32 protein-coding genes are annotated in these 25521 nt (G+C 58.3%); 16 read left to right on the plus strand and 16 right to left on the minus strand.

The window, feature by feature from the left end:
* Positions 1-3: 3 nt before the first annotated feature.
* The 5 genes from ACR0MP_RS07620 to ACR0MP_RS07640 all read left to right on the plus strand — a co-directional run bounded on the left by ACR0MP_RS07620 (position 4) and on the right by ACR0MP_RS07640 (position 3754).
* Positions 4-453, plus strand: coding sequence for a DUF6173 family protein (locus ACR0MP_RS07620; RefSeq protein ID WP_170395701.1), 450 nt, complete (start codon positions 4-6; stop codon positions 451-453).
* Positions 454-517: 64 nt separating this feature from the next.
* Positions 518-2356, plus strand: a complete 1839-nt coding sequence (locus tag ACR0MP_RS07625) for a glycerophosphodiester phosphodiesterase (RefSeq protein ID WP_170408374.1) — start codon at positions 518-520, stop codon at positions 2354-2356.
* Positions 2343-2897 (plus strand): hypothetical protein, encoded by a 555-nt coding sequence (locus tag ACR0MP_RS07630; protein WP_170408373.1) that lies wholly within the window; start codon positions 2343-2345, stop codon positions 2895-2897. The genes ACR0MP_RS07625 and ACR0MP_RS07630 overlap by 14 nt, the downstream gene beginning before the upstream one ends.
* A gap of 68 nt (positions 2898-2965) precedes the next feature.
* Entirely contained in the window at positions 2966-3100 is a 135-nt protein-coding gene (locus tag ACR0MP_RS07635) for an aa3-type cytochrome c oxidase subunit IV (protein ID WP_170395707.1), read from the plus strand.
* A 21-nt stretch (positions 3101-3121) separates the two neighbouring features.
* Positions 3122-3754: a hypothetical protein gene (locus tag ACR0MP_RS07640; RefSeq protein ID WP_170408372.1), complete on the plus strand. Its 633-nt coding sequence runs from the start codon at positions 3122-3124 to the stop codon at positions 3752-3754.
* Here ACR0MP_RS07640 and ACR0MP_RS07645 read toward each other — a convergent pair.
* Both ACR0MP_RS07645 and ACR0MP_RS07650 read right to left on the minus strand, forming a co-directional pair.
* Positions 3743-4075, minus strand: a complete 333-nt coding sequence (locus ACR0MP_RS07645; RefSeq protein ID WP_480886291.1) for an AzlD domain-containing protein — start codon at positions 4073-4075, stop codon at positions 3743-3745. The two genes, ACR0MP_RS07640 and ACR0MP_RS07645, sit on opposite strands and share 12 nt — an antisense overlap.
* Positions 4072-4782, minus strand: a complete 711-nt coding sequence (locus ACR0MP_RS07650) for an AzlC family ABC transporter permease (protein ID WP_480886292.1) — start codon at positions 4780-4782, stop codon at positions 4072-4074. Before ACR0MP_RS07650 ends, ACR0MP_RS07645 begins: the two co-directional genes overlap by 4 nt.
* Between ACR0MP_RS07650 and ACR0MP_RS07655 the strand changes: the two genes are divergently transcribed.
* The 4 genes from ACR0MP_RS07655 to ACR0MP_RS07670 are packed head-to-tail and all read left to right on the plus strand — an operon-like array spanning position 4781 to position 8121.
* Positions 4781-5722 carry a formate dehydrogenase accessory sulfurtransferase FdhD gene (locus ACR0MP_RS07655; RefSeq protein WP_170408369.1) on the plus strand — a complete coding sequence of 314 codons (942 nt, stop codon included), beginning with the start codon at positions 4781-4783 and terminating at the stop codon, positions 5720-5722. The genes ACR0MP_RS07650 and ACR0MP_RS07655 overlap by 2 nt on opposite strands.
* Positions 5715-6371 carry a molybdenum cofactor guanylyltransferase MobA gene (gene mobA, locus ACR0MP_RS07660; protein WP_170408368.1) on the plus strand — a complete coding sequence of 219 codons (657 nt, stop codon included), beginning with the start codon at positions 5715-5717 and terminating at the stop codon, positions 6369-6371. Before ACR0MP_RS07655 ends, mobA begins: the two co-directional genes overlap by 8 nt.
* Complete coding sequence (gene mobB, locus ACR0MP_RS07665) at positions 6368-6859, plus strand: molybdopterin-guanine dinucleotide biosynthesis protein B (protein WP_170408367.1); 492 nt, start codon at positions 6368-6370, stop codon at positions 6857-6859. Before mobA ends, mobB begins: the two co-directional genes overlap by 4 nt.
* Positions 6856-8121, plus strand: coding sequence for a molybdenum cofactor synthesis domain-containing protein (locus ACR0MP_RS07670; RefSeq protein ID WP_170408366.1), 1266 nt, complete (start codon positions 6856-6858; stop codon positions 8119-8121). Before mobB ends, ACR0MP_RS07670 begins: the two co-directional genes overlap by 4 nt.
* Here ACR0MP_RS07670 and ACR0MP_RS07675 read toward each other — a convergent pair.
* The 3 genes from ACR0MP_RS07675 to ACR0MP_RS07685 all read right to left on the minus strand — a co-directional run bounded on the left by ACR0MP_RS07675 (position 8118) and on the right by ACR0MP_RS07685 (position 10210).
* On the minus strand, positions 8118-9110 hold the full coding sequence (locus ACR0MP_RS07675; RefSeq protein ID WP_170513856.1) for a hypothetical protein: 993 nt from the start codon (positions 9108-9110) through the stop codon (positions 8118-8120). The two genes, ACR0MP_RS07670 and ACR0MP_RS07675, sit on opposite strands and share 4 nt — an antisense overlap.
* Positions 9111-9124: 14 nt before the next feature.
* On the minus strand, positions 9125-9595 hold the full coding sequence (greA, locus tag ACR0MP_RS07680; RefSeq protein WP_170408364.1) for a transcription elongation factor GreA: 471 nt from the start codon (positions 9593-9595) through the stop codon (positions 9125-9127).
* 234 nt (positions 9596-9829) lie between these two features.
* Positions 9830-10210 (minus strand): VOC family protein, encoded by a 381-nt coding sequence (locus tag ACR0MP_RS07685; RefSeq protein ID WP_170408363.1) that lies wholly within the window; start codon positions 10208-10210, stop codon positions 9830-9832.
* Between the two features lie 89 nt (positions 10211-10299).
* Between ACR0MP_RS07685 and soxR the strand changes: the two genes are divergently transcribed.
* The 4 genes from soxR (at position 10300) to ACR0MP_RS07705 (ending at position 15163) form a co-directional block, all read left to right on the plus strand.
* The gene (soxR, locus tag ACR0MP_RS07690) at positions 10300-10755 is read left to right on the plus strand and encodes a redox-sensitive transcriptional activator SoxR (protein WP_170395726.1); all 456 of its coding nucleotides are present in this window, start codon (positions 10300-10302) and stop codon (positions 10753-10755) included.
* A 136-nt stretch (positions 10756-10891) separates the two neighbouring features.
* Positions 10892-12538 (plus strand): electron transfer flavoprotein-ubiquinone oxidoreductase, encoded by a 1647-nt coding sequence (locus ACR0MP_RS07695; RefSeq protein ID WP_480886294.1) that lies wholly within the window; start codon positions 10892-10894, stop codon positions 12536-12538.
* A gap of 104 nt (positions 12539-12642) precedes the next feature.
* Positions 12643-14355: a tetratricopeptide repeat protein gene (locus ACR0MP_RS07700; protein WP_480886296.1), complete on the plus strand. Its 1713-nt coding sequence runs from the start codon at positions 12643-12645 to the stop codon at positions 14353-14355.
* A complete protein-coding gene (locus ACR0MP_RS07705) occupies positions 14345-15163 on the plus strand; it encodes a 4-(cytidine 5'-diphospho)-2-C-methyl-D-erythritol kinase (protein WP_480886298.1) in 819 nt (272 codons plus the stop codon). Before ACR0MP_RS07700 ends, ACR0MP_RS07705 begins: the two co-directional genes overlap by 11 nt.
* Here the strand turns inward: ACR0MP_RS07705 and ACR0MP_RS07710 are convergent.
* The gene (locus ACR0MP_RS07710; protein WP_170513874.1) at positions 15156-16154 is read right to left on the minus strand and encodes a polyprenyl synthetase family protein; all 999 of its coding nucleotides are present in this window, start codon (positions 16152-16154) and stop codon (positions 15156-15158) included. The genes ACR0MP_RS07705 and ACR0MP_RS07710 overlap by 8 nt on opposite strands.
* 56 nt (positions 16155-16210) lie before the next feature.
* Here ACR0MP_RS07710 and ACR0MP_RS07715 point away from each other — a divergent pair, with 56 nt between their 5' ends.
* The 3 genes from ACR0MP_RS07715 (at position 16211) to ACR0MP_RS07725 (ending at position 17479) form a co-directional block, all read left to right on the plus strand.
* Positions 16211-16426, plus strand: coding sequence for a putative signal transducing protein (locus tag ACR0MP_RS07715; RefSeq protein ID WP_008755664.1), 216 nt, complete (start codon positions 16211-16213; stop codon positions 16424-16426).
* Positions 16423-17190 (plus strand): methyltransferase, encoded by a 768-nt coding sequence (locus tag ACR0MP_RS07720; protein WP_170395736.1) that lies wholly within the window; start codon positions 16423-16425, stop codon positions 17188-17190. Before ACR0MP_RS07715 ends, ACR0MP_RS07720 begins: the two co-directional genes overlap by 4 nt.
* A gap of 124 nt (positions 17191-17314) precedes the next feature.
* On the plus strand, positions 17315-17479 hold the full coding sequence (locus tag ACR0MP_RS07725) for a YdcH family protein (protein WP_170395738.1): 165 nt from the start codon (positions 17315-17317) through the stop codon (positions 17477-17479).
* 4 nt (positions 17480-17483) lie between these two features.
* Here ACR0MP_RS07725 and yddG read toward each other — a convergent pair whose 3' ends face one another.
* The 10 genes from yddG to ACR0MP_RS07775 form a co-directional block, all read right to left on the minus strand.
* Positions 17484-18350 carry an aromatic amino acid exporter YddG gene (yddG, locus tag ACR0MP_RS07730; RefSeq protein ID WP_170736713.1) on the minus strand — a complete coding sequence of 289 codons (867 nt, stop codon included), beginning with the start codon at positions 18348-18350 and terminating at the stop codon, positions 17484-17486.
* Positions 18347-19294 carry a transcriptional regulator GcvA gene (locus ACR0MP_RS07735; protein WP_170408356.1) on the minus strand — a complete coding sequence of 316 codons (948 nt, stop codon included), beginning with the start codon at positions 19292-19294 and terminating at the stop codon, positions 18347-18349. Before ACR0MP_RS07735 ends, yddG begins: the two co-directional genes overlap by 4 nt.
* Before the next feature lie 303 nt (positions 19295-19597).
* Complete coding sequence (gene phbB / locus ACR0MP_RS07740; protein WP_170395744.1) at positions 19598-20320, minus strand: acetoacetyl-CoA reductase; 723 nt, start codon at positions 20318-20320, stop codon at positions 19598-19600.
* A gap of 187 nt (positions 20321-20507) precedes the next feature.
* Complete coding sequence (locus ACR0MP_RS07745) at positions 20508-21683, minus strand: acetyl-CoA C-acetyltransferase (RefSeq protein ID WP_170395746.1); 1176 nt, start codon at positions 21681-21683, stop codon at positions 20508-20510.
* 194 nt (positions 21684-21877) lie between these two features.
* A complete protein-coding gene (locus ACR0MP_RS07750; RefSeq protein ID WP_170408355.1) occupies positions 21878-22711 on the minus strand; it encodes an EAL domain-containing protein in 834 nt (277 codons plus the stop codon).
* Between the two features lie 110 nt (positions 22712-22821).
* Positions 22822-23010 (minus strand): hypothetical protein, encoded by a 189-nt coding sequence (locus ACR0MP_RS07755; protein WP_170395750.1) that lies wholly within the window; start codon positions 23008-23010, stop codon positions 22822-22824.
* A 90-nt stretch (positions 23011-23100) separates the two neighbouring features.
* Positions 23101-24072: a sterol desaturase family protein gene (locus ACR0MP_RS07760; RefSeq protein ID WP_480886300.1), complete on the minus strand. Its 972-nt coding sequence runs from the start codon at positions 24070-24072 to the stop codon at positions 23101-23103.
* Complete coding sequence (locus ACR0MP_RS07765) at positions 24069-24455, minus strand: hypothetical protein (protein ID WP_170408353.1); 387 nt, start codon at positions 24453-24455, stop codon at positions 24069-24071. Before ACR0MP_RS07765 ends, ACR0MP_RS07760 begins: the two co-directional genes overlap by 4 nt.
* A 59-nt stretch (positions 24456-24514) precedes the next feature.
* The gene (locus ACR0MP_RS07770) at positions 24515-24844 is read right to left on the minus strand and encodes a hypothetical protein (protein WP_480886302.1); all 330 of its coding nucleotides are present in this window, start codon (positions 24842-24844) and stop codon (positions 24515-24517) included.
* Between the two features lie 93 nt (positions 24845-24937).
* Positions 24938-25504, minus strand: coding sequence for a TlpA disulfide reductase family protein (locus ACR0MP_RS07775; protein WP_170395758.1), 567 nt, complete (start codon positions 25502-25504; stop codon positions 24938-24940).
* Positions 25505-25521 lie beyond the last annotated feature (17 nt).

Genomic DNA, 25521 nt, shown 5'->3' on the forward strand with positions numbered 1-25521 from the left:
GCAATGGACAAGATCGAAACCTCAGCCGAGGCAGCGGAATCTGCGGCGTTGCCGCGGTGCTATGAGGTGCACGCCAACCCTGAAGCGGCATCGGGGAACAAGGATTTGCCCAAGCCATTGCAAAAGCCGGTCGAAAGCAAAAGCCCTGCTCAATGGGCCTATGAGCGGCTGATCATGTATATTCAGAATTTCGAGAAGACTCTGGATGGCGATCACGAGGTTGCCATGGGATTTACCGGTGGTGATGCCGGTGTAATGCGGATCGAGGGCATGGGCTATTTCGATCCGGATGTGATTACCTTTTATGGCTCGGACGGAGGCGGCGCCAAAACGCAGCTCGTCCAGCATGTCAGCCAGTTGAATGTGATGCTACGTGCCTTGCCGAAATCGATCGAGGATAAACCAGCCAACCGCATTGGTTTCCGGCTGGCGGCTGATCTGGAAGAAAGCTGACGCCCACTCTTGCAATTCACACTTACGCAGCCTTGAATGGATAGACCATTCAGGAGGCAACCGCGTGACCAATTTCTCAGCCGTTACAACTGCCTACCGGGGCGCATGGGCGCGGCGGCGCGTGTTTGTGCCTGTTTATGTCGCCGTCCGGTTGCTGCTGGTTGCACTGATCGCTCCGGGCGTTGCCATCGCCGTCAATCTTGCTGTCTCATTGTCTGATCAATCGGCGCTGACGGATCAGGACATTGCGATGTTCCTGCTGTCACCAGCAGGCTTCATCGCGGCGGTTGTAGTTCTCAGCCTGTTCTTACTGGCCGAGGTCTTTGTCTTCTCGGTCATGGCCGGATCATTGCGGATGGGTGAGCGTGACCCTTGGCGCGCGGGCAGTGCTTCCATCCGGTTGATCCTGACGCGTTTACCTGCGCTTTTCGGCTTTGCCGCACGGTTCATTTTGCGTGTGCTGGTACTTGCGCTGCCTTTTGTCGCCGTGGCTGGCCTGATCGCCTGGTGGATGCTGACTGAATACGACATCAACTATTACCTCACCTTCCACCCGCCTTCATTCTGGGTGGCGGTAGTGCTGATCGGATTTGTGGTGCTGTGTCTGGCTTGGGTTCTGATCCGCAGGCTCTCGGCCTGGGCGCTGTCGCTGCATCTTGTATTATTTGAGGGCTGCAAACCCGCCGAGGCCTTCTCCGCCAGCACGGATCGAATGGAAGGCAAACGCGGTCGCCTCAAGATCGAGCTTGGCCTTTGGCTTGCGATGCGTCTCGTGATCGCCGCACTGATTGCCTTTGTGGCCGGACTGTTGTTCGATCTGGTGCCGTTGCAGGAAAGCACGAACCTGCGCTTTGCGCTGATCTTCAGTATGATCGTAGCGGGCCTCTGGTCGCTGGCTGGGCTTGTGCTTGCAGCCGTCGCTCTGGGAGCATTGGCGGTTCTGCTGGATGGGTTCTTCGACACACAGGGCCGAGAGGTCCCTCATCCCGAACCAGGCAACCTGCGCGCGCCGCTTTACGCTGTGGTCGGTGGCGCGGCAATCGCCCTGCTGATCGGGCTCTGGTCCGGGCAGGAGTTGCTAGTCCGCATTCAGGCCCCCGATCATGCGGATGTCATTGGCCATCGAGGCGCGGCGGCGATAAGGCCGGAAAATACCATGGCGGCGGTGTTGAAGGCTATCGAAGATGGCGCCGATTGGGTTGAGATCGACGTTCAGGAGACTGCGGATGGTGTGGTCATCATCGCGCATGACAGTGATTTCATGAAATTGGCGGGTGTGCCGCTCAAGGTCTGGGACGCGACCATGGAGGATATAGCCGAGATCGATATCGGCAGCTGGTTCGGCCCTGAATATGCTTCGGAACGGACGCCCACGCTGCGGGATGTTCTGGAAGCTGCGAAGGGCAAGTCCAAGGTCATCATCGAGCTGAAATACTATGGCCATGACGTCGACCTGGAAAACCAAGTTGCCACGATTGTCGAGGAGCTGGATATGCAGGATGACATCGCCACCATGTCATTGAAATATCCGGCCGTGCAGAAGATGAAAGCGCTGCGCCCCGATTGGCGGGCAGGCGTTCTGGCCGCGACCGCCATCGGCAATCTGTCGGGGCTTGAGGGCGATTTTGTGGCCGTAAACGCAGCAACGGTGTCACCGGGTCTGATCCGCTCGGTCCATGAGGCGGGCAAGGACATCTATGTCTGGACGGTGAATGACCCGTTGCAGATGTCGGCGATGGCATCGATGGGGGTCGACGGGCTGATCACCGATCGTCCTGCCATGGCCCGCGAAGTGCTGCGTGTTCGTGCCGAGATGGGACCGGGCGAACGCCTGATGCTTTGGTTGGCGACGACATTCGGATTGTCCATTGATACTGCCGAGATGCGTGATGCGGAACCATAGACTGGCCGCCCTTCTGGTCTGTTGCGCGCTGCCTGCAGCTGCGCAGGACCTGATGCGTAGCGTGGAAATGCCCGCTCACCGGGCGTTGGCCGACACGATAGAAGGCGCTGAACTGACCCCGTTTGAAACGGATGGCTGTTCGGGCGGATTATCTTCCAGCTGGCGTATGGTTGCCGAGACCTTTCCGAAGTTCAGTCTGCTTTATGAAGAACACCCGCCATGGGAGTACTGCTGCGTTACTCACGATCGCGCCTATTACAACGCAGGCGGCGCATCGCAGGCCGAGGCCAGCTTTGACGCCCGGCTCGCTGCCGATGACGCGCTGCGCACCTGTGTCAAAACCCACGGCGAAAGCCATGCTGATGAATATGCCGAACGCTATGATATGACGCCGGATCAAATCCGCTCGGTTCATTCGATCACCTCCGAGGCGATGTTTCTGGCCGTGCGTTTTGGGGGTGGTCCCTGCAGCGGGTTGCCCTGGCGCTGGGGGTTTGGTTATCCAGGCTGCACGATTTTTGGACCAACTGCGCGCGAATGACGTCGTGACAGGCCCTGAGTTTTGCATTATCCAACATTTCAAATACGCGAATTGGGATTCTAATAAACATGGCTGATCACAAGCACGGCGAGATGGACATCACCGTTCAAACAAAAACCTTTGACGGTTTCATCAAATTCACCACGTGGTGCGTGGTGGCAATTGTACTCCTTTGCCTGTTCCTGGCGGTCTTTGCGGCCTAAACGGTACACGAGGCGCATCTCTTGTTCAGGATTCTGATTGCCTGCCTGCTGGCAGTGACAGTTGCGGGTTGCGCGGGATCGCAGCGCCCGCAGGCTGATCCCTCGGAAATCGTGGCCCGGTCCTATCGTGATCCGGGGCCATCGACACTGACGCTCTATACGATGATCAGCACGCGCACCGGGTCGGGGGCACACACGTCGCTGATGATCAGCGGCAGCGAGCGGGTCATATTTGACCCCGCCGGATCGTTCCGGGCGGATGTGGTGCCGATCAAGAATGATGTCCTTTATGGCATCACGCCAAATGTCGAACGCGCTTATCGTAGCAGTCATGCGCGCGAGACGCATTATGCCCGTATTCAGACGATCGAAGTGACGCCACAGCAGGCCGAGATCGCGCTGCAATTGGCCAAGCAGATGGGCCCGGTTTCGCAGGCTTTTTGTGCAAATTCGACCTCGCAATTGCTGCAACAGGTCCCGGGGTTCGAGCAAATCAAAACAACATTCTACCCGGTGAAGCTATCCGATCAGTTTGGTCAGATTCCAGGCGTTGTCAGCACGGACTATCGTGAGAATGACTCGGCTGATCTTCAGCAGGGGCTGGCGGAAAACAATGCGCGCCTCAATCAGCTTGAAGCGGTCTCAACCAACTAGGTACAGCAGACCGTAAAGCGTGGCGGCCCCTGAAATGATGGCCGCTATGACGTTCTTCGTCACAATTCCCACCGTCAACGCAACTGCCGCAGCCGCCATGCGCGGCATATCCGGTTGTCCTTCGGTGGCCGTGGGCCAGACTACCAAAGGTGCGATCAGGGCAGGCAGAATCGCCACTGCTGTGTACCTCAGGTGCCGCAGAAGCCAGGGCGGCATCGGGCGGTCGCCAACCAGCCCGATAAAGGTAAAGCGCAGAAGGTAGCTGCCTATCGCCAGACCTACGATGATGATCCACATGGTTGTCGGGTCGATCTGCGTCATGACTTTTTCCGCTCTAACATCAATTCAGCCCGTGCACCTGCCATCATCCCGGCTATCCCTGCGATCAACAGTCCAAGATTGAACGGCACTGCCACGCACAGCAGGGCGACAACAATCGCCACCAGCGCGGCTACAACATGCGCCATGGTGCGCATCATCGGTCCGATCATGGACAAGAACGTGATCGGCAGCGCAAAATCCAGAGCCCAGCTTTCCGGAATCTGCGCCCCCAGAACAGCACCCAGATAAGTGGCGAGTATCCAAAGCGGCGTGATCGGCGTGACCGAGCCGACAAAATACGCCATGCGCTGAGGCACGGACATATCCGGTTCTTTCTCGAATCGGACAATCGAACAGGCGTAAGACTGATCAACAATAAGATAGGCTCCAAGGGCCCGTTGCCACAGCGGAGCCGCCCCCAGATAAGGGGTCAGTGAAGCCGAATACATGGCCACCCGCAGGTTCACAGCCAGGGCCGAGATCAGAACGATAACCGTTGGTGTATTGTCCTGCAGCAATTGCAATGCGGTGAACTGAGCAGCGCCGGCAAACACCGTGGCGGAAAAGGCCATCGTCTGGATGATATCCAGCCCTGCTTCTGTGGCAAAAACACCAAACAGAAGGCCAAAGGGCATGGCGACGAAGATAAACGGCGTCCCGTCGAGAAAACCTTTCCAGAAGTATGACTTGGATGTGGCAGAGGCCATGGCTAAATCCTATGGTGACGCGAGCAGCAGTAGCCGTCTTGGGAAGGGGTTGCAATTGGCCACGGAGATCGACCTGTCAGACTACCTCATTGCGCCCGATCCGGGGGCTGCCCGCCTGATGCGCGGTGTCGAGGGTGTGGACCAGAATGGTGAGATCAGTCAGATCTCGGTGGTCGAGGAACGCCCGCTGACCATTTTCCTCAACTCACAGGAAATCGTGACGGCAATGACCATCGGCGACTATCCCGAATACCTTGCGCTCGGGTTTCTGCGTAATCAGGGGATGCTGCTTGCAGATGATGAAATTACTCGGGTCGACTATGACGACGATCTGGAAACCGTGGTCGTGCGTACAGCGCGTGAGACCTCATACGAGGACAAGCTGAAGAAGAAGACTCGCACCAGCGGTTGCGCAGTAGGCACTGTGTTCGGAGACATGATGGAGGGGCTAGAGGACGTGCGCCTGCCACAGGTCTCGGTGCGCACCTCATGGCTGTATGAGTTGGCGTCGAAGATCAACCGCACCCCGTCTCTGTACCTCGAGGCGGGTGCCATCCATGGCACGGTGCTTTGTCATGAAAGCCACCCGTTGGTTTATATGGAAGACGTGGGCCGCCATAACGCGGTCGACAAGATCGCAGGCTGGATGCTCTCCGAGGGTGCGACTGCGTCTGACAAGATCCTCTATACGACCGGTCGTTTGACCTCGGAAATGGTGATCAAAACGGCGATGATGGGCATCCCTGTTCTCGCTTCGCGATCGGGATTCACCGCCTGGGGTGTCGAGATCGCGCGCGAGGTCGGTTTGACTCTGATCGGCCGGATGCGCGGGCAGCGGTTCGTGTGTTTGTCGGGCGAAGACCGATTGGTGCGCGATGTTGATCCGTCGAGCGTGGCGATTGAGGACAAAAAACATCGCAGGAAAAGTGCCGATGGCTGAACAGTCGCAAAAACCGCTGGGGGTTATTCTGGCAGGCGGCCTCGCAACGCGAATGGGAGGCGGCGATAAAGGGCTGTTGCAGATCGGCGGGCAGAGCCTGCTGGATCGGGTGATAGACAGGCTGCGCCCTCAGGTCGGCGGGCTGGCTTTGAACGCCAACGGCGATGCCGAACGGTTTGCCCGCTTGAACTTGCCGGTTGTTTCGGACTCGATCGAGGGCTTTGCAGGACCGCTGGCCGGCGTTTTGGCCGGGCTTGATTGGGCCGCTGAACAGGGCGCTCAATCTATCGTGACGGTTGCGGCGGATACGCCGTTCTTTCCGCATGATCTGGTGAGGCGGCTGGTGCACGCATCCGAAGGGCAGAAATACCCCCTTGTTCTGGCAACCACCCCGCGCACGAGTGACGAGGCTTTAAAATCCGGCGGCGGCAAGCGGATCAATCGGCATCCGACCTTTGGGCTCTGGCCGGTGGCATTGCGCGATGATCTGAGGGCGGCGTTGAACGGTGGACTGCGCAAGGTTGTCCTGTGGACCGACCAGCATGATGGGCGAGAGGCGCTGTTTTCGGCCCAGCCGTTTGATCCGTTCTTCAACGTCAACACTCCCGATGATCTGGCCCGCGCTGAAACCTTGTTGGAGCAGGTATGAGGGTCTACGGCGTCACCGGTTGGAAAAACGCGGGCAAAACCGGCCTAGTGGAACGGCTGGTGGCTGAAATCACCGGACGTGGGTATACCGTTTCCACCGTTAAACATGCGCATCATTCCGTCGACGTCGACCAGCCGGGTACCGACAGCCAGCGGCATCGCGCGGCGGGTGCGTCCGAAGTGCTGTTGGCATCCGGCCAGCGGATCGCACTGATGCAGGAGTTGCGCGGTGCGCCCGAGCCGAAGCTGGACACCTTGCTGCCGCGTTTGTCTCCGGTCGATCTGGTGTTGATCGAAGGCTTCAAGCGCGAGCGTCACCCCAAGATCGAAGCGTTTCGCGCAGAACCCGAAAATCCGCTGATCGCCACGGATGATGATACGGTTCGCGCGGTTGCAAGTGATACGCCTTTGGAATTGGATTGCCCGGTGTTTGATCTGGATGATACGGCGGCCATTGCAGATTTTATCCTGGAAGAGGTCGGATTATGAGCACGCCGGATATCTCACCTCCGCCCTTGCGCAATGATTGTTTCGCCTTGCCTGCAGGGGTGAACTGGACACCCGTTGATGAGGCTCTGGCGCTTTTGCGAGACAGATTGTCGGTTGTAGCTGGGGTTGAAAACGTGCCCGTGATGCGGGCGGCGGGCCGAGTTCTGGCGGTGGACGTGTCGGCCAAACGATCAAACCCGCCTCAGCCCAACACCGCTGTCGATGGGTACGGATTTGCCGGTCCGGTGCCGGACGGACCCTGTGTCATGCCTTTGGTAGAGGGCCGGGCGGCCGCGGGTGTACCCTTTGACGGTGAGGTCCCAGAGGGCCATGCGATACGCATTCTTACCGGAGCTGCACTGCCAAAGGGTGTTAATACGGTCATATTGGAAGAGGATGTGACCTTTGATCAGGGGCACATTGCATTCCGAGGTCCGTTAAAACAGGGCGCGAACACGCGAAAGGCAGGCGAAGACGTGGTTGAAGGCGCGCTGACCTTGCCAGTTGGGCGGCGTTTAACACCAACGGATCTGGCGCTTTTGTCGGCGGTTGGTCTGACTGAAGTTTCTGTCCGCAAGGTTTTGCGGGTCGGAGTGCTATCGACCGGGGATGAGCTGGTCGAGCCGGGTGACAGCGCCGGACTGGGGCAGATTTATGATGCCAATCGTCCGATGCTGCTGTCACTGGCCGAGCGGATTGGATTCAAATCGGTTGATCTTGGGCGCGCCGAGGATGATCGCGCGGCGCTGAAACAGCATTTGGATCGCGCAGCTCAGCAAGTGGATGTAATCCTTACCAGTGGCGGCGCCTCCGCCGGCGATGAAGATCACGTCTCGGCATTGTTGCGAGAGGCCGGGGCGATGCAGGAATGGCGCATCGCACTAAAACCCGGGCGGCCTTTGGCGCTGGGCATGTGGGATCAGACGCCGGTGTTTGGCTTGCCGGGCAATCCGGTGGCAGCACTGGTTTGCACGTTGATCTTTGCCTGCCCAGCACTGAACCTGCTGGCCGGTGCAGGCTGGCAAGAGCCGCAAGGCTTCGACGTGCCCGCCGCGTTCAAAAAGCACAAGAAACCGGGTCGCCGGGAATACCTGCGGGCGCGCATCCGTGAAGGACAGGCCGAGGTATTCCATTCGGAAGGATCTGGCCGGATCAGCGGGCTGAGCTGGGCCGAAGGCTTGGTCGAAATCGAGGACGGTGCCCGCGATATCAAGCCCGGCGATCTGGTGAGGTTCATACCCTACGGGAGTTTTGGGCTTTAATCGAACGTCCCTGCGACACGTCCCACCAGCATGAAGGCACGCGCTGTGCGGGTTTCGCCCAGAGCTGTAAGCTCGGCATCGCTGGCATTAGGTTCGAACTCGACGATCATATGGTCAAAGCGGCGCAGGAAATGGTGTGCGGCATCGCGAAAGATCGGATCCTGTTTCATCCGCGCCGCAGTCAGCGCCAGTGACGAACGGTCCCGAATGCCACCCAAGGCAGCCACCGACCGCCCGCGCGCGCCTTGGGCAAATTGCCGCCAGACTTCGGGTCGGGCCATATCGGGGCGCAGGTCATCCATATAGATGCCTTCCTGGCTGAGAAGGGTCAGAACATCTTGTGAGGCCTGCACAAGTTTCGATGTCTTGCGATCTTTCAATGCAAGCCGCAGCGCGTTAAATCCCTCGGCATCGCTTTGCGTCTCGGGGAAGTTCAGGGCGCGGATAAAGATGTCGGTGGGCAACGGGGGCGCAATTTCTTCCGCTGAGGTGCCAAGTTCCAACGAAGTCTGATTGGCCATGTCCGGCGCGGGCCTTTGGGTGCGCCCGGGTTCACCGCGATTGGTCGAGAATGTCGCCAGCGCGCTCTCGGTCTTTTTTGCGCTTTCGGCGATTTCATCCAGTTTCTTGCCGACCGTCGGCTCATACGTGCTGGCCGCGCGTTGTTGCTGAACGACATAGCTGTTGCGGATCGCATCGATGGCTGTCTGCAGGCGGGCGCTTTCTTCGCGCATCACTCGGCTGGCGCGCATCGCAAGGGCTGCGACCCAGATCATTGCGACCGGCATGAACACCGCCAGGAAGGTGACGATGAACCCTCCTTGTTGCCCGCCGGGCAGTACCAGAAACACGACCGACACCACCAGCCAGATCAGGCTGAGAACAACTGCTGCAATCTCGATCTCGGTGACCGAACGGTGCGCCGGACGGTCGTAGATACCCAGCGAGGTGGGTTTCTCGGGTTCTTGCTCAGGTTCAGACCCTGACATGACAAACGCTCCGGTCAGGCGTATTCGATATTCAGAACTTCATAAGAGCGCACGCCTCCGGGGGTGCGGACCTCGACACTGTCGCCTTCTTCTTTGCCAATCAGGGCGCGGGCGATGGGGGATTTGATGTTCAGAAGGCCCGCTTCGATATTGGCCTCATACTCACCCACGATCTGCCAGGTCTTTTCTTCGTCGGTATCTTCATCCACCAACGTGACCTTCGCGCCGAACTTGATGGCCCCTGACAGTTTGGCCGGATCAATGACATCTGCCAGCGACAGGATGCCTTCAAGCTCTTTGATGCGGCCTTCGATAAAGCCCTGCTTTTCGCGCGCCGAGTGGTATTCGGCGTTTTCTTTCAGGTCGCCCAGTTCGCGGGCTGAGGCAATCGCCTCGATGATCGCCGGGCGCTCGACGGATTTCAGATTCTTCAGCTCTGCCTCGAGCGCGGCATTGCCCGAAGGCGTCATGGGGATCTTTTCCATTGTCTTGTCGTCCACGCAGAAATTGTTACGCCCCGCCGCACAATAGCGTCGGGGCGAAGGATGGGTTGGCAATTACCTGACCCAAATGAGGCGTGAATTGCAAGAGGGGAGGTGTGCGTTGTCAGTAAACTCGCAACTTAGCGCCGCCGTTCAGGGGGGCGGGCGCGCCTGTGGCGCTGTCCCAACAATTCTCCACTTCGCCAACGGCTGGCTTCGTGCCCAAGCCACAGCATCTCAATCATACTGAACTACTTCGAATTCGATGCCATTGTCATCTTCGAAATAGAACCGCTTGCCTGGCTCATAGTCTGCGTGGTTGTGCGGTTCAAATCCCGCTTTGCGGACCTTTTCCTCGGTGGCGTCGATATCCTCGACCAGCACACCTACATGGTTCAAGCCGCCCACGAAATCATAGCTGTTTTCGCCTGATGGCTTGGGATCGCCGGGGGCGTAGAGTGCCAGATAGGTATGCGGGCTGCCCACATGCACCGTGTAGCCACCGGCAATGGCAGGGCCTTCCCAGCGTGTTTTCCAGTCGAAGACTTTCTGCATCCACGCCGCAGATGCCTTTGGGTCGCGGACCGTGAAATTAGTATGTTCCAGCGTCGCCATCATGGGATTCTCCTTCCAATTTGAGGCTTGTCCCGACTCACCGTAATTTCTAAACCTAACTTTAGGTCAAGAGGTTTCTTTGGGAGGATGTAATGGTTGTTTCGGAAGGTCTGGCGATTGGAGCATTGGCCCGGCGCACCGGGTTGGCGGTGTCGGCGATCCGATACTACGAGGCGCAAGGTTTGATATCTCCATGGCGTAACGCGGGTGGGCAGCGGCGTTATCAGCGCGCCGATATCCGACGGTTAAGCTTTGTGATGATCGCGCAGCAATTCGGTCTGACTTTGCCCGAGATCCGCGAGGTATTGTCGGGCTTGCCAGGAAACCGCACACCGACGCCTCAGGACTGGAAGAGTATCAGCGAACGGCTGCGCACGCATCTGGATCAGCGAATCGATACGCTGATGCGACTGCGCGACAATCTGGATGGATGTATCGGTTGCGGCTGCCTCAGCCTGCCGAAATGCAAGCTTTACAACCCCGATGACAGGGCCAAATCCCATGGTAGCGGTCCCAGATACCTCATGGGGGACGCACCCGAAGCCTGAAGTGTCGAATAGCGGCGTTGTTACGCCGTGTTTCGATTGACCAAAGTCTTTATGACCATGTAATCAGCCGTGAAACAATATTGCGCCGACCGCATGAAGAAAGCGCCAATTCGGAAAGTTAGCTAAGGAGCCCGCGATGGCCGAGATTGAACGCGAAGCGATGGAATATGACGTGGTGATCGTGGGCGCTGGCCCTGCGGGCCTGTCTGCGGCCATCCGTCTGAAACAGCTGGATGCCGACCTGAATGTCGTGGTGCTTGAGAAGGGCTCGGAAGTGGGCGCGCACATCCTGTCGGGCGCGGTGCTGGACCCCTGCGGGCTGGACGCGCTGATCCCCGACTGGAAGGACAAGGGCGCGCCGCTGAACACGCCGGTGAACGAAGACAACTTCTATATGCTGGGTGAGGCCGGTCAGATCCGCATCCCCAACGCGCCCATGCCGCCGCTGATGAACAACCACGGCAACTACATCGTCTCGATGGGCAATGTCTGCCGCTGGATGGCCGAACAGGCCGAAGAGCTGGGCGTTGAAATCTTCCCCGGCATGGCCTGTTCCGAGCTGGTCTACGGTGAGAACGGCGAAGTCAAAGGCGTTGTTGCCGGTGTATTTGGTCTGGAGCCAGACGGATCCTACGGCCCCAACACCGAGCCGGGCATGGAACTGCATGGTAAATATGTCTTTCTGTCGGAAGGCGTGCGCGGCTCACTGTCCAAGGAAGTCATCGCCAAATACGACCTGTCTGCCGGTAAAGAGCCGCAGAAATACGGCGTTGGCATGAAAGAGATCTGGGAGATTGATCCAGCCAAGCACAAAGAAGGCTCGGTCACGCACACCATGGGCTGGCCGCTGGGCAGCAACGCGGGTGGCGGGTCGTTCATCTATCACCTTGAAAACAATCAGGTCTATGTCGGCTTTGTGGTTCACCTGAACTACAAAAACCCGCACCTGTACCCCTACATGGAATTCCAGCGCTTCAAGCATCACCCGATGGTGGCTGAACTGCTTAAGGGCGGCAAGCGTGTGGCTTATGGTGCCCGCGCGATCACCGAGGGTGGCTACCAGTCGATGCCGAAACTGGTCGCACCGGGTGTTGCGCTGTTGGGTTGCTCGGCGGGCATGGTCAACGTGCCGCGCATCAAGGGCAACCACAACGCGATGCTGTCAGGCAAGGCCGCGGCCGAGGCCGCCTATGATGCCATCAAGGCCGAGCGTTCGGGTGATGAGCTGACCGCCTATGAGGCCGACGTTCGCGATGGTGCAATCGGCTCGGATCTGAAGAAGGTGCGAAACGTCAAACCGCTGTGGTCGAAATACGGCCTGACCGCCAGCCTGGTACTGGGCGGTATGGACATGTGGACCAATACGCTGGGCTTCTCGCTGCTGGGCACGCTGGGCCACGGCAAGAACGACGCGGAATCGACCGAAGATGCCAGCAAGCATCAACCCATCGACTACCCGAAACCCGATGGCACACTGTCCTTTGACCGCCTGACGAACGTATCGTTTGCGGCCACCAACCACGAGGAAAGCCAGCCTTGCCATCTGAAACTGGCCGACCCGGACATCCCGGTTAAGGTCAACCTGCCCAAATTCGACGAGCCAGCACAGCGTTACTGCCCCGCAGGCGTCTATGAGATGGTCGAGGATGAAGACGGGCCGCGATTCGTGATCAACTTCCAGAACTGTGTTCACTGCAAGACCTGTGACATCAAGGATCCCAGCCAGAACATCACCTGGACTACACCGCAGGGCGGCGACGGGCCGAACTACCCCAATATGTAGGCAAGAACACGGGCGTTGGCAGGGTCGTGAAGGCTCTGCCATTGCCTCTCGCCCAGCAAAGCCCTAGCTTGTCGGTCAGTCAACGACAGCAAGGCAGATTATCAGTGGTTTCCCTGGTTCGACGCGCGGCTCTGGCCGTGATCCTCAGTTCTTCAATCGCGTTTCCTGCGGTATCGGATACCGGATCGGGGTCGTATCTGGCCGGGCGTCAGGCGATTTATGAGAGCGACTATCCCGCTGCCGAGCGTTACTATGCGCAGGCGCTTCGCGCTGATCCCCAAAATCCGAAACTGCTGGAAAACGTGGTCGTCGCCCGGCTCGCCTTGGGTGAGATTGAGCGGGCCCTGACCGTCGCCGAAGTTATCGAGGAAAATGAACTGCCCAGCCAGGCCGCTCGGATGGTGATCGCCGCCAATCTGGTGGCAGATGGCAAGCTGGATGAATTTCTGGCCCGCGATCCCGAAACGCAAGGGGTTGGACCGCTCGTTGATGGCCTGATGATTGCTTGGGCTCATATGGGGCAAGGCGCCATGACCAAAGCGATGGAACAATTTGACGTTGTTACCACGCAGGAAGGTCTGAAAGAATTTGCACTTTATCACAAGGCCATGGCGTTGGCGTCAGTCGGAGACTTTGAGGGGGCCGAAGCGATCCTTGCCGCAGATGATGGCCTGGTCGCCCGTTTTTCACGCCGGGCTGCGCTGGCGCGTGCCGAAGTGTTGTCGCAGCTGGATCGCAACGACGATGCGCTGGAATTTCTGGATAACGTCTTTGCCGCCGGCAGTGATCCGACCATCGAAGGTTACGTCACCCGGCTGTCTGATGGCGAAACGCTGCCCTTTACCCATGTCCGTTCTGCACAGGATGGCATGGCCGAGGTTTTCTTCACCGTTGGCGCTGCGCTGAGTGCCGAGGCCGCGCAGGATTATGTTCTGCTATATGCCCGCGTCGCGGCCTTTCTGCGGCCTGACCATATTGATGCGCTTTTGCTAAGCGCTGAGTTGTTGGATGGGCTGGAACAATATGATCTGGCGGTTGATGTCTATCGGCAGGTGCCTCCGAACAGCAGCGATTATCATGCCGCCGAGCTGGGGCGCGCCGAGGTCCTAAGTCGCTCTGACAGAAAAGAAGCTGCCGCCGAGGTCCTGCAAAACCTTGCCGCTCAAAGCCCCGATTTGCCCGGTGTGCATGTAGCCCTGGCCGACCTGCGGCGCCAGCAAGAGGATTACGCGGCAGCGGTCACCTCTTACGACAAGGCGATTGGCCTGACGGAAGAGGGTGCAGGCGGAAACTGGTTCCTGCATTATGCCCGCGGGATATCGCATGAACGGCTGAAGAACTGGGACGAGGCCGAGGCCGATTTCCGCCGCGCGCTTGAGTTGAACCCGGACCAACCACAGGTGCTGAACTATCTCGGGTATTCGCTGGTCGAGCGGCGCGAGAAATTGGACGAAGCGTTGAATATGATCGAACGCGCCGTCGCAGCGCGCCCTGACAGCGGCTATATCGTTGACAGCTTGGGCTGGGTGTTGTTCCGCCTGGGCCGGTACGACGAAGCAGTTGACCACATGGAGCGCGCCGTTGAACTGATGCCGGTCGATCCGGTGGTAAATGACCATCTGGGCGATGTTTACTGGGCCGTAGGTCGCGGGCGTGAAGCCGAGTTCCAGTGGAAACGAGCACTGTCTTTCATTGATCCTGAAGATACCGACGGCGAAGCCGATCCTGAACGCATCCGCCGCAAGATCGAAGTCGGATTGGATGCGGTTCTGGCCGAGGAAGGCGCCGAACCCCTGAAGGTCGCCAATGAAGGCTGAGGCATTTGCCCCCGCCAAGATCAACCTGACCCTGCATGTGACCGGCCAACGCGCGGATGGATATCATCTGCTTGATTCGTTGGTTGCCTTTGCCGATGTTGGGGATCAGTTGAGCCTCAGTTCCGGCCCCGAGCTGTCTCTGTCGGTCACGGGTGAGTTTTCGGATGGCGTACCGACCGATGATCGCAATCTGGTCTGGCAGGCCGCCGAGGCCGCAGGCTGGACCGGTCGCATTCATCTGAACAAACAACTGCCGCACGGTGGCGGTGTCGGGGGCGGCTCATCGGATGCTGCGGCGGTATTGCGCACTGCGACGAAGGGGGGAGAGTGGCCCGATAGCGTGCCGCTGTCGCTTGGCGCGGATGTCCCGGTATGCATACATGCTGCTGCAGCGCGTATGCGCGGGATTGGTGAACAGATTGAGCCGATGGCGTTGCCGCCCCTCCCGGCGCTTTTGGTCAATCCGGGTATTGAAGTTCCCACCGGCCCGGTGTTTTCCGCTTTGCAGAGCAGAGACAACGCACCGATGCCTGCTGAGATCCCTGCATTCAAAACAGCGGAAGACTGCGCCACGTGGTTGCAGGTTCAGCGGAATGATTTAGAGGCACCTGCAATATCTGTAGCGCCGGGCATTGCGGAGGTCATAGCGGCGTTGGAAGACACCCAAGATGCGTTGATGGTTCGTATGTCGGGTTCAGGCTCAACCTGTTTCGCACTTTATCCAACGCTCAAAGCAGCCCATTTTGCCGCCTATGAGATCGGCGCGGCCAAACCCGGCTGGTGGTGCCGCGCAACGACGCTCAGTTAAGGCGCGATACGACGTAATCGGCCAGATCGCCTAACAGGGTGCGGATTTCGTGATCCGGAAGAGGCGCCAGCGCAGCCTTGGCCTTGGCCGCCCAACCAAACGCATCCGTGCGGGTTGCGTCCAGCGTGCTGTATTTGGCCATCAGTGACAAAGCGTGATCCAGATCGCCCTCTTCCTGCCGTCCGCGACCGATCGTCCGTTCCCAAAACGCGTGTTCCTCGGCAGTTGCCTGAGCCACGGCTTTGATCACTGGCAGGGTCAATTTGCGTTCACGGAAGTCGTCGCCGACGTTTTTGCCTGTGGCCGCACTATCGCCCTGATAATCCAAAAGATCATCTGCGATCTGGAACGCGATTCCAAGCGCATCGCCATAGTCATACAGCGCCTTGACCTGCGCCTCGGTCGCGCCTGCGATCACACCACCCACTTCGGTTGCGGCAGAAAACAGCGCCGCTGTCTTGCCGCGCACGACCTGCAGGTAGACACTTTCATCCGTGCCCAGATCGGTGGCCGCTGTCATCTGCAGCACCTCGCCTTCGGCGATTGTGGCCGATGCATTTGCAAGGATATCCAGAACCCGCAACGAACCGGTTTCGACCATCAACTGGAAGCTGCGGGAAAACAGGTAATCGCCAACCAGAACACTGGATTTATTGTCCCATAGCAGGTTTGCCGTGGGTCGCCCGCGCCGCTGCCCGCTTTCATCGACGACATCGTCATGCAGCAGGGTTGCGGTATGAATGAACTCGACCGTTGCAGCCAGCTTGACGTGATGGTCGCCTGAATAGCCGAACAGCTGCGCCGCCGCCAGGGTCAGCATCGGGCGTAGACGCTTGCCGCCCGCCTCGACCAGGTGCGCGGTCACTTCGGGAATGCGCGGGGCATGTTCCGACGCCATACGCGTCCGAATCAGCGTATTTACTGCTGCCATTTCGCCCGCAAGCATCTCTGCCAGACGCTCATGCGGTTTCGAGATCGTGCTGACGTTCATCACTCTCCTGATACAAGGCTCGACATCCCTGTCACCTTGCCCTTACATCCATCCCCATGAAAGAACTATTGCGCAGCACCGATCCGACAATCCTAGCCTTTGCAACGGCTCTCCTTGAGGGCGAGGATATAGACTGCTTTCAGATGGACGTAAATATGAGCATCCTAGAAGGCGGCATCGGAATCTTTCCACGTCGCCTGATGGTGCGGGCAGATGATCTGACCCGCGCCGAACGGGTCATGCGCGATAACGAGATCCCGCTGGGGCGATGAGCAGCTTTTCCGACAGTGATCTGACCTGCAATGATTTTCTGGGCGGGCGTGTGCGTCTGTGGCAGCCGCGCTCAGGATATCGTGCAGGGGTCGATCCGGTCTTACTGGCGGCATCGGTCCCGGCACAAGCTGGCCAGTCGGTGCTGGAATTGGGCTGCGGGGCAGGGGCTGCTATTCAGTGCCTAATGGCGCGAGTGCCGCACCTGAAGGCAACTGGGGTTGAACTGCAGGCTGGCTATGCAGATCTGGCCCGCCGCAATTCGGAACAAAACGCAGCGATCACCGTGGTTGAGGCGGATTTGAACGCACTACCGAATGATCTGCGACAAGAACAGTTCGATCATGTGATCGCCAATCCGCCCTACTACCGGGCAGGCGCGCATAGCCCTGCCACCGACGCGGGTCGGCAGATCGCACTGGGTGAAGACACGCCGCTTGAGGACTGGATCAATGTCGCCGCCCGACGTCTGGCGCCGCGCGGTTATCTTCACATGATCCAGAGGGCAGACCGGCTGCCCGATATGCTTGCGGGGTGCGCGGGCCGCTTGGGCTCGATTCAGGTGCTACCTCTGGCCCCCCGTGTGGATCGCGGGGCTGAGCTAGTGGTTTTGCGCGCCAGAAAGGGCGGACGCGCCGCATTTCGGCTGCACGCTCCGCTGATTCTGCACCTCGGTGAACAGCACGTAGAAGACGGTGAAAGCTATACTCCTGTGGTTTCGGCGGTGTTGCGCGATGCGGCGGATTTGACAGGGCACTTTGCCTGATCGGCAATGACCAGCCGAATTTGTCGGATTTATTATAGATTTCGTGCGTCTGCAGCGTGACAGGCTGGAAATGATGTGATCAACTTCTTACGTGACACTTACAAACCAGAGAAGGAGGACCGCCATGAGCGTGAGCGCACATCTGACGGAGTTGAAGAAAAAACACGAAATTCTCGGTCTTGAAGTGGAAGAAGCGCAACGCTCGCCTGGTATTGACGATCTCCATATCGCACAGCTGAAGAAGCAAAAGCTGAAGCTAAAAGAAGAGATCGAGCGCCTGTCGACCTAAGGTTCTAGGCCTTCAGGCTGGCGCGGGCCGCGATGGCAGCGCCACCGGTGACAAACAAGGCCGCGATCGCCAGGCCCCAGGACGGGGCGGCGATCCCGGCCAGAACCAACACAAGCGTCGATAGCAAAGGTGCCGCGTATGAGGCGGTGCCCAGTATTTGAATGTCCCCGCGCTTGACGCCGATATCCCAGACATAGAACGCCAGCCCAACCGGTCCCAGGCCAAGTGCAAAGGTCGAGGCCAAGCCAAATGTGCCTTGCGGCCAGATCGTTTCTTCCACCGTGAAATGCAAGGCCCATGAGGCGATCGCCGTCAAAATGCAGAACACCGCGACCGAACTTGTCGGCACATCACCCAGCCGTCGCGATAGAACCGAGTAGCTGGACCATGTAAGCGCGCACAGCAAGGCCAGCCCGTAGCCGGGCAGATGCTGGACCTGAAACCCTGCGCTGCCACCACCCGTGATGATGACGGCGGCTCCAGCAAAGCCAAGGCAGGCTCCGATAAGGTGACCAGGTTTCAGATGTTCTCCGGGCAGCAGACCTGACAGAAGAACGATCAGCAAAGGCCAGAGATAAGCGATAAGCCCAGCCTCGGCTGCAGGGGCCATGCGAAGGGCTGAAAAGTACAGCGCGTGGTAGCCAAAAAGGCCAATTGATCCAAGCAGGTATGTCGTCCACGCGACCTGGCGCAGTTGACCCAGCCCGCCGCTGGCGAATGTCCAAATCAGACCCAGCGTACCGCCGATGGTAAAACAGATCGCGTTCAACAACAAAGGCGGCGTCGGGGCCGAACCCACAGTGAACAGCGCCAGCAGAGACCATAGCAAAACGGCGACAAAACCAATCGCGGTCGCGCCCATTCTGCTCATTCACCAGCTACCTTCTCAACAGGGATGATTTCAAACTCATCCGATATATGCGCGGTCTTTTCAATCTCGGATATGAACCAGTCGCGGAACGCTGCGATCTGCGGTCGCTTCTCTGCCCCTTGCAGGCAGAGGAAACGAAATCGCCCGGCGGTCTCCAGTGCCACTTTGAACGGCGCGACCAGTCGCCCTTCGGTCAGGTCTTTCAGGATCATGGCGCGCCGCCCCAGAACCACGCCCACCCCGGCCACGGCAGCATCGATGGCGTGATCGGCGTTTGAAAAATGCGCCCCATGGGTCGGTGTGAAGTCCAATCCCACCGCGCGGAACCATGCAGGCCAGTCGCAACGCGGCTTGAGGAAACTGATCGAATCGTCGTGGATCAGGGGGGCGTCGCGCAACGACGCAGGCGTGGGGAATTGTTCGGCCAGCTCCGGGGTCATAACCGGTGTCAGCCACTCCTTGCGGACGGGAACCGAATAGAGCCCCTCATCCGGCCCATAACCAAAGCGGATCGCCACGTCCACGTCATCCCGTTCAAGGTCCATGTTGCGCAGAGTGGCCGAGAATTTCAGGTCAATCCCCGGATTTGCACGGGCAAACTCATAAAGGCGCGGTGCCAGCCATTTCGCTGTCAGGGCAGGGCCTGCTGTAACCGTTAGGCTGGTTTCATCCTGCAGCCTCCGCGTCGCTTGCCACGCGGCTTGCAGGGCGGCAAAGCCATCTGCGGTTCCGGGTGCCAATGTGCGCCCGGCTTCGGTCAGTTCGACGGCGCGATTGAGCCGGCGAAACACGGGGTGGCCCAGATGCTCTTCTAACGACTTGATTTGAAAGGACAGGGCAGCCGGGGTCACGTTCAGCTCCTCCGCCGCCTTGGCAAACGACATATTTCGTGCGGCGGCATCGAAGGCGCGCAAAGCAGTCAGCGGAGGCAGGCGGTCGGTCATGTCGGTTAAGTTTTTCTGAACTGAAGGATCGAAAACTCTCGTTTGTGCAATTTAAAATCAAAGGCCATGTTGATGGCAAGACAAATCCAACTTGATTGAGAGGGGTTCAGCATGATCGAGATGACAACAAACCCAGCCATTCAGAACGCCATTCACCGCGCTCATGAAGAGCGCGGCAAGGTGGTTGTAGGATTCTGGTCCTGGCTATTCGGTTCCCGCTGATCGCAGCGCGCGTGATCTTACGGGATAAAAGAAGGGCCGGTCCTTGATGGACCGGCCCGTTTTCATTCTCAGGTCGCCGGTTTAGACGAAGAACTGTGCACCGTTTGCGGAAATGGTCGAGCCGTTGATGAACTGCGAATCGTCCGATGCCAGGAAGGCGACGCAACGCGCGATTTCTTCCGGTTCACCCAGACGACCAGCCGGGATTTGACCGATGATCGATTCGCGCACTTTTTCCGGCACGGCCATGACCATTTCGGTCGCGATGTAGCCGGGGCAGATCGCGTTGGCCGTGATACCGGCCCGCGCACCTTCCTGCGCCAGAGATTTCACGATGCCCAGATCGCCCGCTTTGGTTGCGGCATAGTTGACCTGCGCAAACTGGCCTTTCTGACCGTTGATCGAGCTGATCACGATGATACGACCAAATTTACGCTCGCGCATACCCGGCCATACCGGGTGCACGGTGTTGAACACACCAGTCAGGTTGGTGTCGATGACCTGATGCCACTGTTCAGGTGTCATCTTGTGGAACGGAGCGTCGCGGGTGATACCTGCGTTGGCGACCACGATGTCGATCGGGCCAACCTCGGCCTCGACTTTTTCGATGCCCGCTTTGGATTCGTCGTAATCCGCAACATTCCATTTATAGGTTTTGATACCGGTTTCGTCGGTGAACTTTGCGGCGGCTTCGTCATTGCCTGCATAAGTGGCGGCAACATTGTATCCTTCGGCCTTCAGCGCCTTGGAAATTGCTGCGCCGATGCCGCGGGAACCGCCGGTTACGAGTGCTGTACGTGCCATTTAGGACTCCTCCAAATTTAGTCGTCTTGGTAATTCTGTTACTCTGAGAGTTAAGGGTGCGCAATATCGTTTCGTGATCGATCTTGTCTTTCTGTCCGGCGATATTGTCGCATCTAAGGGGTATGATCCGATTGTAACAAAAAAGGGCGCCCAGTAGACGCCCTTTTGTATTTAGTTTTCAGCGCACTTAGTCACGCTCCACACACAGGGCGACACCCATGCCGCCGCCGATGCAGAGGGTCGCGAGACCTTTCTTGGCATCCCGGCGCTTCATTTCGAACAGCAGGGTGTTCAGAACCCGGCAGCCGGACGCGCCGATTGGGTGTCCGATGGCAATTGCACCACCATTGACGTTTACGATCGACGGATCCCAACCCATGTCTTTGTTTACAGCGCAGGCTTGCGCTGCGAAGGCTTCGTTTGCTTCGACCAGATCCAGATCATCGACCGACCATCCAGCTTTCTCCAGCGCCTTGCGCGAAGCGTAGATCGGGCCAACGCCCATGATCGACGGGTCAAGTCCGGCGGTCGCGTAGGATGCAATTCGGGCCAAGGGCTCAATCCCACGCTTTTCGGCATTCTCAGCCGACATCAGCAGGGTGGCAGCGGCACCGTCATTCAGGCCCGAAGCGTTTGCGGCCGTGACAGAACCGTCCTTGGCGAAGGCGGGGCGCAGTTTGCCCATGGCTTCGATTGTCGCGCCGTGGCGGATGTATTCGTCCTTGTCCATCACGATGTCGCCCTTGCGGGTCTTGATGGTGAAGGGCACGATTTCATCGGCGAACTTGCCAGCGTTCTGGGCCGCTTCGGCTTTGTTTTGCGAGGCGACCGCAAATTCATCCTGCATATCGCGGCTGATCTGCCATTTCTCGGCGACGTTCTCAGCCGTTTGACCCATGTGATAGCCGTTGAAGGCATCCCACAGACCATCGCGGATCATCGTGTCGATGTATTTCATGTCACCCATTTTATGACCGGCGCGCAGGGCGGCGGCATGGGGCGACAGGGTCATGTTTTCTTGTCCACCAGCCGCAACGATGTCGGCATCGCCCAATTGGATATGCTGTGCACCCAGAGCAACAGCACGCAGACCCGAACCGCAGACCTGGTTGATGCCCCAAGCCGCGCTTTCCTGCGGCAGGCCCGCATTTATATGCGCCTGGCGCGCTGGGTTCTGACCTTGGGCGGCAGTCAGGACCTGGCCCATGATGGTTTCGCTTACTTCGCCCTTGTCGATCCCGGCACGTTCGACAACTGCTTCAAGGACGGCAGCGCCCAGATCATGTGCGGGGGTGTTCGCAAACGAACCGCTAAAGCTACCGACGCCCGTACGTGCGGCGGATGCGATTACTACGTTGGTCATAAAGTCAATCCTTTACCGTCATGGTCCTGTGGGAAATCTGACGGCGCGGTGTAAGGAGAAGTCTTCTCCGGGTGCAAGAGCGCCTCGTGATCCCCCGCTCAAGCATCTTCTGCAATAGCGCAATGCTGCATCTGCAGCAACGGACAGCTTGTCTCAGAGTGAGCCTTGGCGGTGTTCCGCGCGACCAGCTGCTATCAACTGCCCGTTTTTGCAGCTTTTTCCGAGCTCCAGGGCGGAGTGACTGAAGGCGCTCCATACAGAAAGCCCTGCAGACAATCGACACCGTTTGCGATCAGGAAATGAGCATCTTCGTCACTTTCGACCGATTCGGCGGTGACAAGAATTTCGAATTCCCGCGCAACTGCAATCAGTGCGCGCACCAGCGATTGATTGTCGGGATTGCTGCTGATGCCCCTGATGAACTGCCCATCGATCTTGGCGGCATCGAACAGAAATTCACGAAAGTGGCGAAAGCCAAAGTTACTGGCCCCAAAATCATCCAGCGCAAAGGCGATACCGCGGGCTTGTTGGCGATCCATGAAATCTACCACCAGTTCGGGCACCTGCATCGCCGAAGATTCTGAGATTTCCAGAATCAACCTTTCGCCCAAGCTTGCGTCTTTTTTCAGAAACCTATCCAGCACACGCGACCAGTTGGAATAACCGATGGACCGCGCGGACATGTTGATTGACAGGCGGATGCCAGGGTTGCGGATCAGAGTGCGCAGCCCCATTTCAAGCGCGACGCAATCAAGGTCCCGGCCAATTGGCGTGTTCTCAACCTGTGGCATGAACTCGCGCGCGGGGATGACGCGGCAGGTTTCATCCAATACACGGATGAACCCCTCGTAGAACGCGATTCCCTGAGGAGGATGTGCTTGAACAACAGGCTGGAACGCCAGCCTGCATTGTCTATGCTTCACGGCTTCGGTCGCCATCTGTACCACCGATCGATCCCGTGAAGTGACGGCGGCGCTCAAAGGGTCGTCCGATCCCTCGGGCAGGTCTGCGCGTTTCCTGTTTCCCATGACGTACCGTTCCCCTGATCCCGATGATTTTGGCCGGGGCCAGTTTCAGGGAAGACAGGTAAAACCGGGGTTAACGCTCAAAGTTTTATCGCAGGTGGCGGGGCGGAAGATCAGTGTGTTGATTGCCAAGCATGTCGCAGCGAAGCAGCCGCACCGATAAGCGCTCCTAAAAGTCCCAGCGCGGCCATGACAAATCCCAACCCCAATAGCGCGGGCATTGCTCCGTTGAGTGCGGCGGTCATTGTGATGACGAGGCCCAGCAAACCTGTGATCGTAGAAATTCTCATCAGCTTTGACATGCGGACCTCCGGAAATGCACTCTTAAAACATCTCAGGGGATATGGAGCGCTTGTGCCAAATTTCAAGCAAAGAAAAGGTCTTTTTGAGACCTAGGCCCGCTTGGCTGTGGAAGCAGGTGATTTGGTGCCGAACTGTTCGAATCCCGGTGTGCCGTGATCTTGCGGATGGCGGACAAGGTGCTTGGCCTTGATCTGTTGGGAATTGTCGCGGCTGCCATCGTGGCTATAGCCCGGAGGGGCAAAACAATAAGCCAGACGTTGGCGCAAGGTCAGGCCCGGTTGGGTGGCGTCCCGCCAGATTCCAACCCATTCATGAAACGCCACGCGCAGCGGATTGAACGTGCCGATATTGTGGACAAGCCCATAGTCGACCTTGTCATCTTCTTGCTCGGGGACAAATGTGCCGAACATCTTGTCCCAGATGATAAAGACACCCGCATAGTTGCAATCAAGATATCGCGCATTTCGCCCATGATGGGCGCGGTGGTGACTGGGCGTATTCATGACGGCTTCGAACCAGCGCGGCATTTTGCCGATCGCTTCGGTATGGATCCAGAATTGGTAGATCAGGTTCAGACCTCCGACGAACAGCACCATCGCCGGGTGAAAGCCTAGTAAGATTAGCGGCGCACGTACCGCCATCATGAAGGTGAATGTATAGGTCCAGGTCTGCCGCAGCGCCGTTGTCAGGTTGTAATGCTGTGAGCTGTGGTGGTTCACATGACTGGCCCAGACCCAGCGAATGCGGTGCCCAAAGCGGTGCACCCAGTAATACCGCAGATCGTCCAGTACAAAGCACAAGATGATGACCGGGATCGAGGTCCCTAGGTTGAGCGGTGTGATCTGCCACAGCCACATGAAAAACGCATATGCGATGAAGCCCAGCAAAAAGCCCGAGGCGATATTGCCTGCCCCCATGATTAGCGAGGTCAAGGCATCGCGGGTTTCGTACCTACCGCCCCGGCCTTTGATCGCGATCCAAAGGAATTCGGCCAAAATGGCCGCGATGAAGAAGGGCACGGCCCATTGCACCGCGTCGGGAAAACTCACGTGATCGGTCATGCGGGATCCATCAGATTTTGCCAGTGCTGGCGTTCGGTCTCATCAAGGTGGACGATGACCCGAGGAGTGCTGAAATCGTGGAACAGGACTTCAAAGCCTTCGGGATGATCCAGCCAATCGAAATCCCGTAAATGGCGGGCCACGGTATCGGCACCAAAGGACCACAGCAGACCGGCTCCGGTTTCGGTTCGGATAAGGGCGGCGTGACCATCATGGGCAACGGTTACGTCAATGATGGAATCATCTGGAAAGTGACGCAGCCACTGTTCGTGCGCTGTCTCAGGCGTCAGCACTTGCAAGCGTGACTTGCCCGTCAGATGCAGTAGCAAGGCGACCCCGGCAATGCCGCCGACGACGAGGATCAATAGTATTTCCAGCGGCATTCCATCCTCCTGCAGATAACCTGCAAGCGGGCGATTTGTCTGTCAAAGGTGGCGTGGCGTCAGCCGCTTTCCAGGCTTTCCAGAATCTCATGCTGGACGATGCGTGCGATAAACGGCATTAACCCGTCAGGGCCAGAGGCCCGATCTTTGAGATGGATGCAGATATCGGGCCTGCGCGCGGCGATGATGCCAACCATTTCTCCGCGTATCTTGTCATCAAGACCCGCGCCCATGATCGCACAGGCGATGCGCGGTTCCGCGTCCAGCTGCCGCCGCACCTCATCCTGATCATGCGCGCCCAGCCACTGAATCGGCAGGTGATCCAGTTGTTGTGCCACGTTGCCGATTACATTCGGCAACCGCCCAATCAACAGAACTACCGGTTTCATCGGAGTCTCCCTTTCTTCCGGTCGCAAACGAAAACCGGCCCGTTGGGGCCGGTCTCATTCTAACACAGATTTTCTGCAAGAGCGCGCGGGACCTCAGCTATTGCCTTCGACAAGCGCTGAAATTATCGCCTTGGCACTGTCCGAGTTCCATTCTGCATCACCGATCAGGCGTGCGATCTCATTGCCATCGGGGTCGATGATCACAGTGATCGGCAGGCCAATCACTCCCATTTCGCGTGCAACCGCCTGTTTCGGATCCTGATGACGCGGCAAGTTGTCGATGCCGTTTTCGTCAAAGAACTTCTTGATCCCGGCAGGTGTGTTGCGACCGGTCGCCAGGGTCAGAACCTCGAATTTGTCACCGCCAAACTCCTGTTGCAGTTCAGCGATCTGAGGCATTTCTTTGCGGCACGGCGCACACCATGTGGCCCAGAAGTTCAGCAGCACATACTTGCCTTTGTAGTCGGCCAGCGATCCGGTGCCGCCATCATCTTCTAGTTCAAAATCGACCACTTTGACCGGCTTGGGCTCACTATGCAGGATCAGCCGCTTCAGGCTGCCCTCACGCAATGGGCCAAGCGTTGCCGCATCTGTTGCCAAAGCGGCGTTTGCACCCAGCGCTAGGGCCATATAAAGGGGGATCAGACGTAACAGGCGCATATCAACTCCGGGTTTTC

It is taken from the genome of Ruegeria sp. K3 (genome assembly GCF_056531845.1).

Bases quoted from the DNA above. Each gene is read 5' to 3' on its own strand.
- ACR0MP_RS07630 (WP_170408373.1), top strand. From the start codon at position 2,343: ATGCGGAACCATAGACTGGCCGCCCTTCTGGTCTGTTGCGCGCTGCCT.
- ACR0MP_RS07620 (WP_170395701.1), top strand. From the start codon at position 4: ATGGACAAGATCGAAACCTCAGCCGAGGCAGCGGAATCTGCGGCGTTG.
- ACR0MP_RS07715 (WP_008755664.1), top strand. From the start codon at position 16,211: ATGAAAGAACTATTGCGCAGCACCGATCCGACAATCCTAGCCTTTGCA.
- ACR0MP_RS07725 (WP_170395738.1), top strand. From the start codon at position 17,315: ATGAGCGTGAGCGCACATCTGACGGAGTTGAAGAAAAAACACGAAATT.
- ACR0MP_RS07765 (WP_170408353.1), bottom strand. From the start codon at position 24,455: ATGCCGCTGGAAATACTATTGATCCTCGTCGTCGGCGGCATTGCCGGG.
- ACR0MP_RS07745 (WP_170395746.1), bottom strand. From the start codon at position 21,683: ATGACCAACGTAGTAATCGCATCCGCCGCACGTACGGGCGTCGGTAGC.
- ACR0MP_RS07685 (WP_170408363.1), bottom strand. From the start codon at position 10,210: ATGATGGCGACGCTGGAACATACTAATTTCACGGTCCGCGACCCAAAG.
- ACR0MP_RS07770 (WP_480886302.1), bottom strand. From the start codon at position 24,844: ATGAAACCGGTAGTTCTGTTGATTGGGCGGTTGCCGAATGTAATCGGC.
- ACR0MP_RS07655 (WP_170408369.1), top strand. From the start codon at position 4,781: ATGGCTAAATCCTATGGTGACGCGAGCAGCAGTAGCCGTCTTGGGAAG.
- soxR (WP_170395726.1), top strand. From the start codon at position 10,300: ATGGTTGTTTCGGAAGGTCTGGCGATTGGAGCATTGGCCCGGCGCACC.
- mobB (WP_170408367.1), top strand. From the start codon at position 6,368: ATGAGGGTCTACGGCGTCACCGGTTGGAAAAACGCGGGCAAAACCGGC.
- ACR0MP_RS07720 (WP_170395736.1), top strand. From the start codon at position 16,423: ATGAGCAGCTTTTCCGACAGTGATCTGACCTGCAATGATTTTCTGGGC.
- mobA (WP_170408368.1), top strand. From the start codon at position 5,715: ATGGCTGAACAGTCGCAAAAACCGCTGGGGGTTATTCTGGCAGGCGGC.
- ACR0MP_RS07705 (WP_480886298.1), top strand. From the start codon at position 14,345: ATGAAGGCTGAGGCATTTGCCCCCGCCAAGATCAACCTGACCCTGCAT.
- greA (WP_170408364.1), bottom strand. From the start codon at position 9,595: ATGGAAAAGATCCCCATGACGCCTTCGGGCAATGCCGCGCTCGAGGCA.
- ACR0MP_RS07755 (WP_170395750.1), bottom strand. From the start codon at position 23,010: ATGTCAAAGCTGATGAGAATTTCTACGATCACAGGTTTGCTGGGCCTC.
- yddG (WP_170736713.1), bottom strand. From the start codon at position 18,350: ATGAGCAGAATGGGCGCGACCGCGATTGGTTTTGTCGCCGTTTTGCTA.
- ACR0MP_RS07710 (WP_170513874.1), bottom strand. From the start codon at position 16,154: ATGAACGTCAGCACGATCTCGAAACCGCATGAGCGTCTGGCAGAGATG.
- ACR0MP_RS07650 (WP_480886292.1), bottom strand. From the start codon at position 4,782: ATGGCCTCTGCCACATCCAAGTCATACTTCTGGAAAGGTTTTCTCGAC.
- phbB (WP_170395744.1), bottom strand. From the start codon at position 20,320: ATGGCACGTACAGCACTCGTAACCGGCGGTTCCCGCGGCATCGGCGCA.
- ACR0MP_RS07670 (WP_170408366.1), top strand. From the start codon at position 6,856: ATGAGCACGCCGGATATCTCACCTCCGCCCTTGCGCAATGATTGTTTC.
- ACR0MP_RS07775 (WP_170395758.1), bottom strand. From the start codon at position 25,504: ATGCGCCTGTTACGTCTGATCCCCCTTTATATGGCCCTAGCGCTGGGT.
- ACR0MP_RS07645 (WP_480886291.1), bottom strand. From the start codon at position 4,075: ATGACGCAGATCGACCCGACAACCATGTGGATCATCATCGTAGGTCTG.
- ACR0MP_RS07735 (WP_170408356.1), bottom strand. From the start codon at position 19,294: ATGACCGACCGCCTGCCTCCGCTGACTGCTTTGCGCGCCTTCGATGCC.
- ACR0MP_RS07750 (WP_170408355.1), bottom strand. From the start codon at position 22,711: ATGGGAAACAGGAAACGCGCAGACCTGCCCGAGGGATCGGACGACCCT.
- ACR0MP_RS07635 (WP_170395707.1), top strand. From the start codon at position 2,966: ATGGCTGATCACAAGCACGGCGAGATGGACATCACCGTTCAAACAAAA.
- ACR0MP_RS07760 (WP_480886300.1), bottom strand. From the start codon at position 24,072: ATGACCGATCACGTGAGTTTTCCCGACGCGGTGCAATGGGCCGTGCCC.
- ACR0MP_RS07675 (WP_170513856.1), bottom strand. From the start codon at position 9,110: ATGTCAGGGTCTGAACCTGAGCAAGAACCCGAGAAACCCACCTCGCTG.
- ACR0MP_RS07695 (WP_480886294.1), top strand. From the start codon at position 10,892: ATGGCCGAGATTGAACGCGAAGCGATGGAATATGACGTGGTGATCGTG.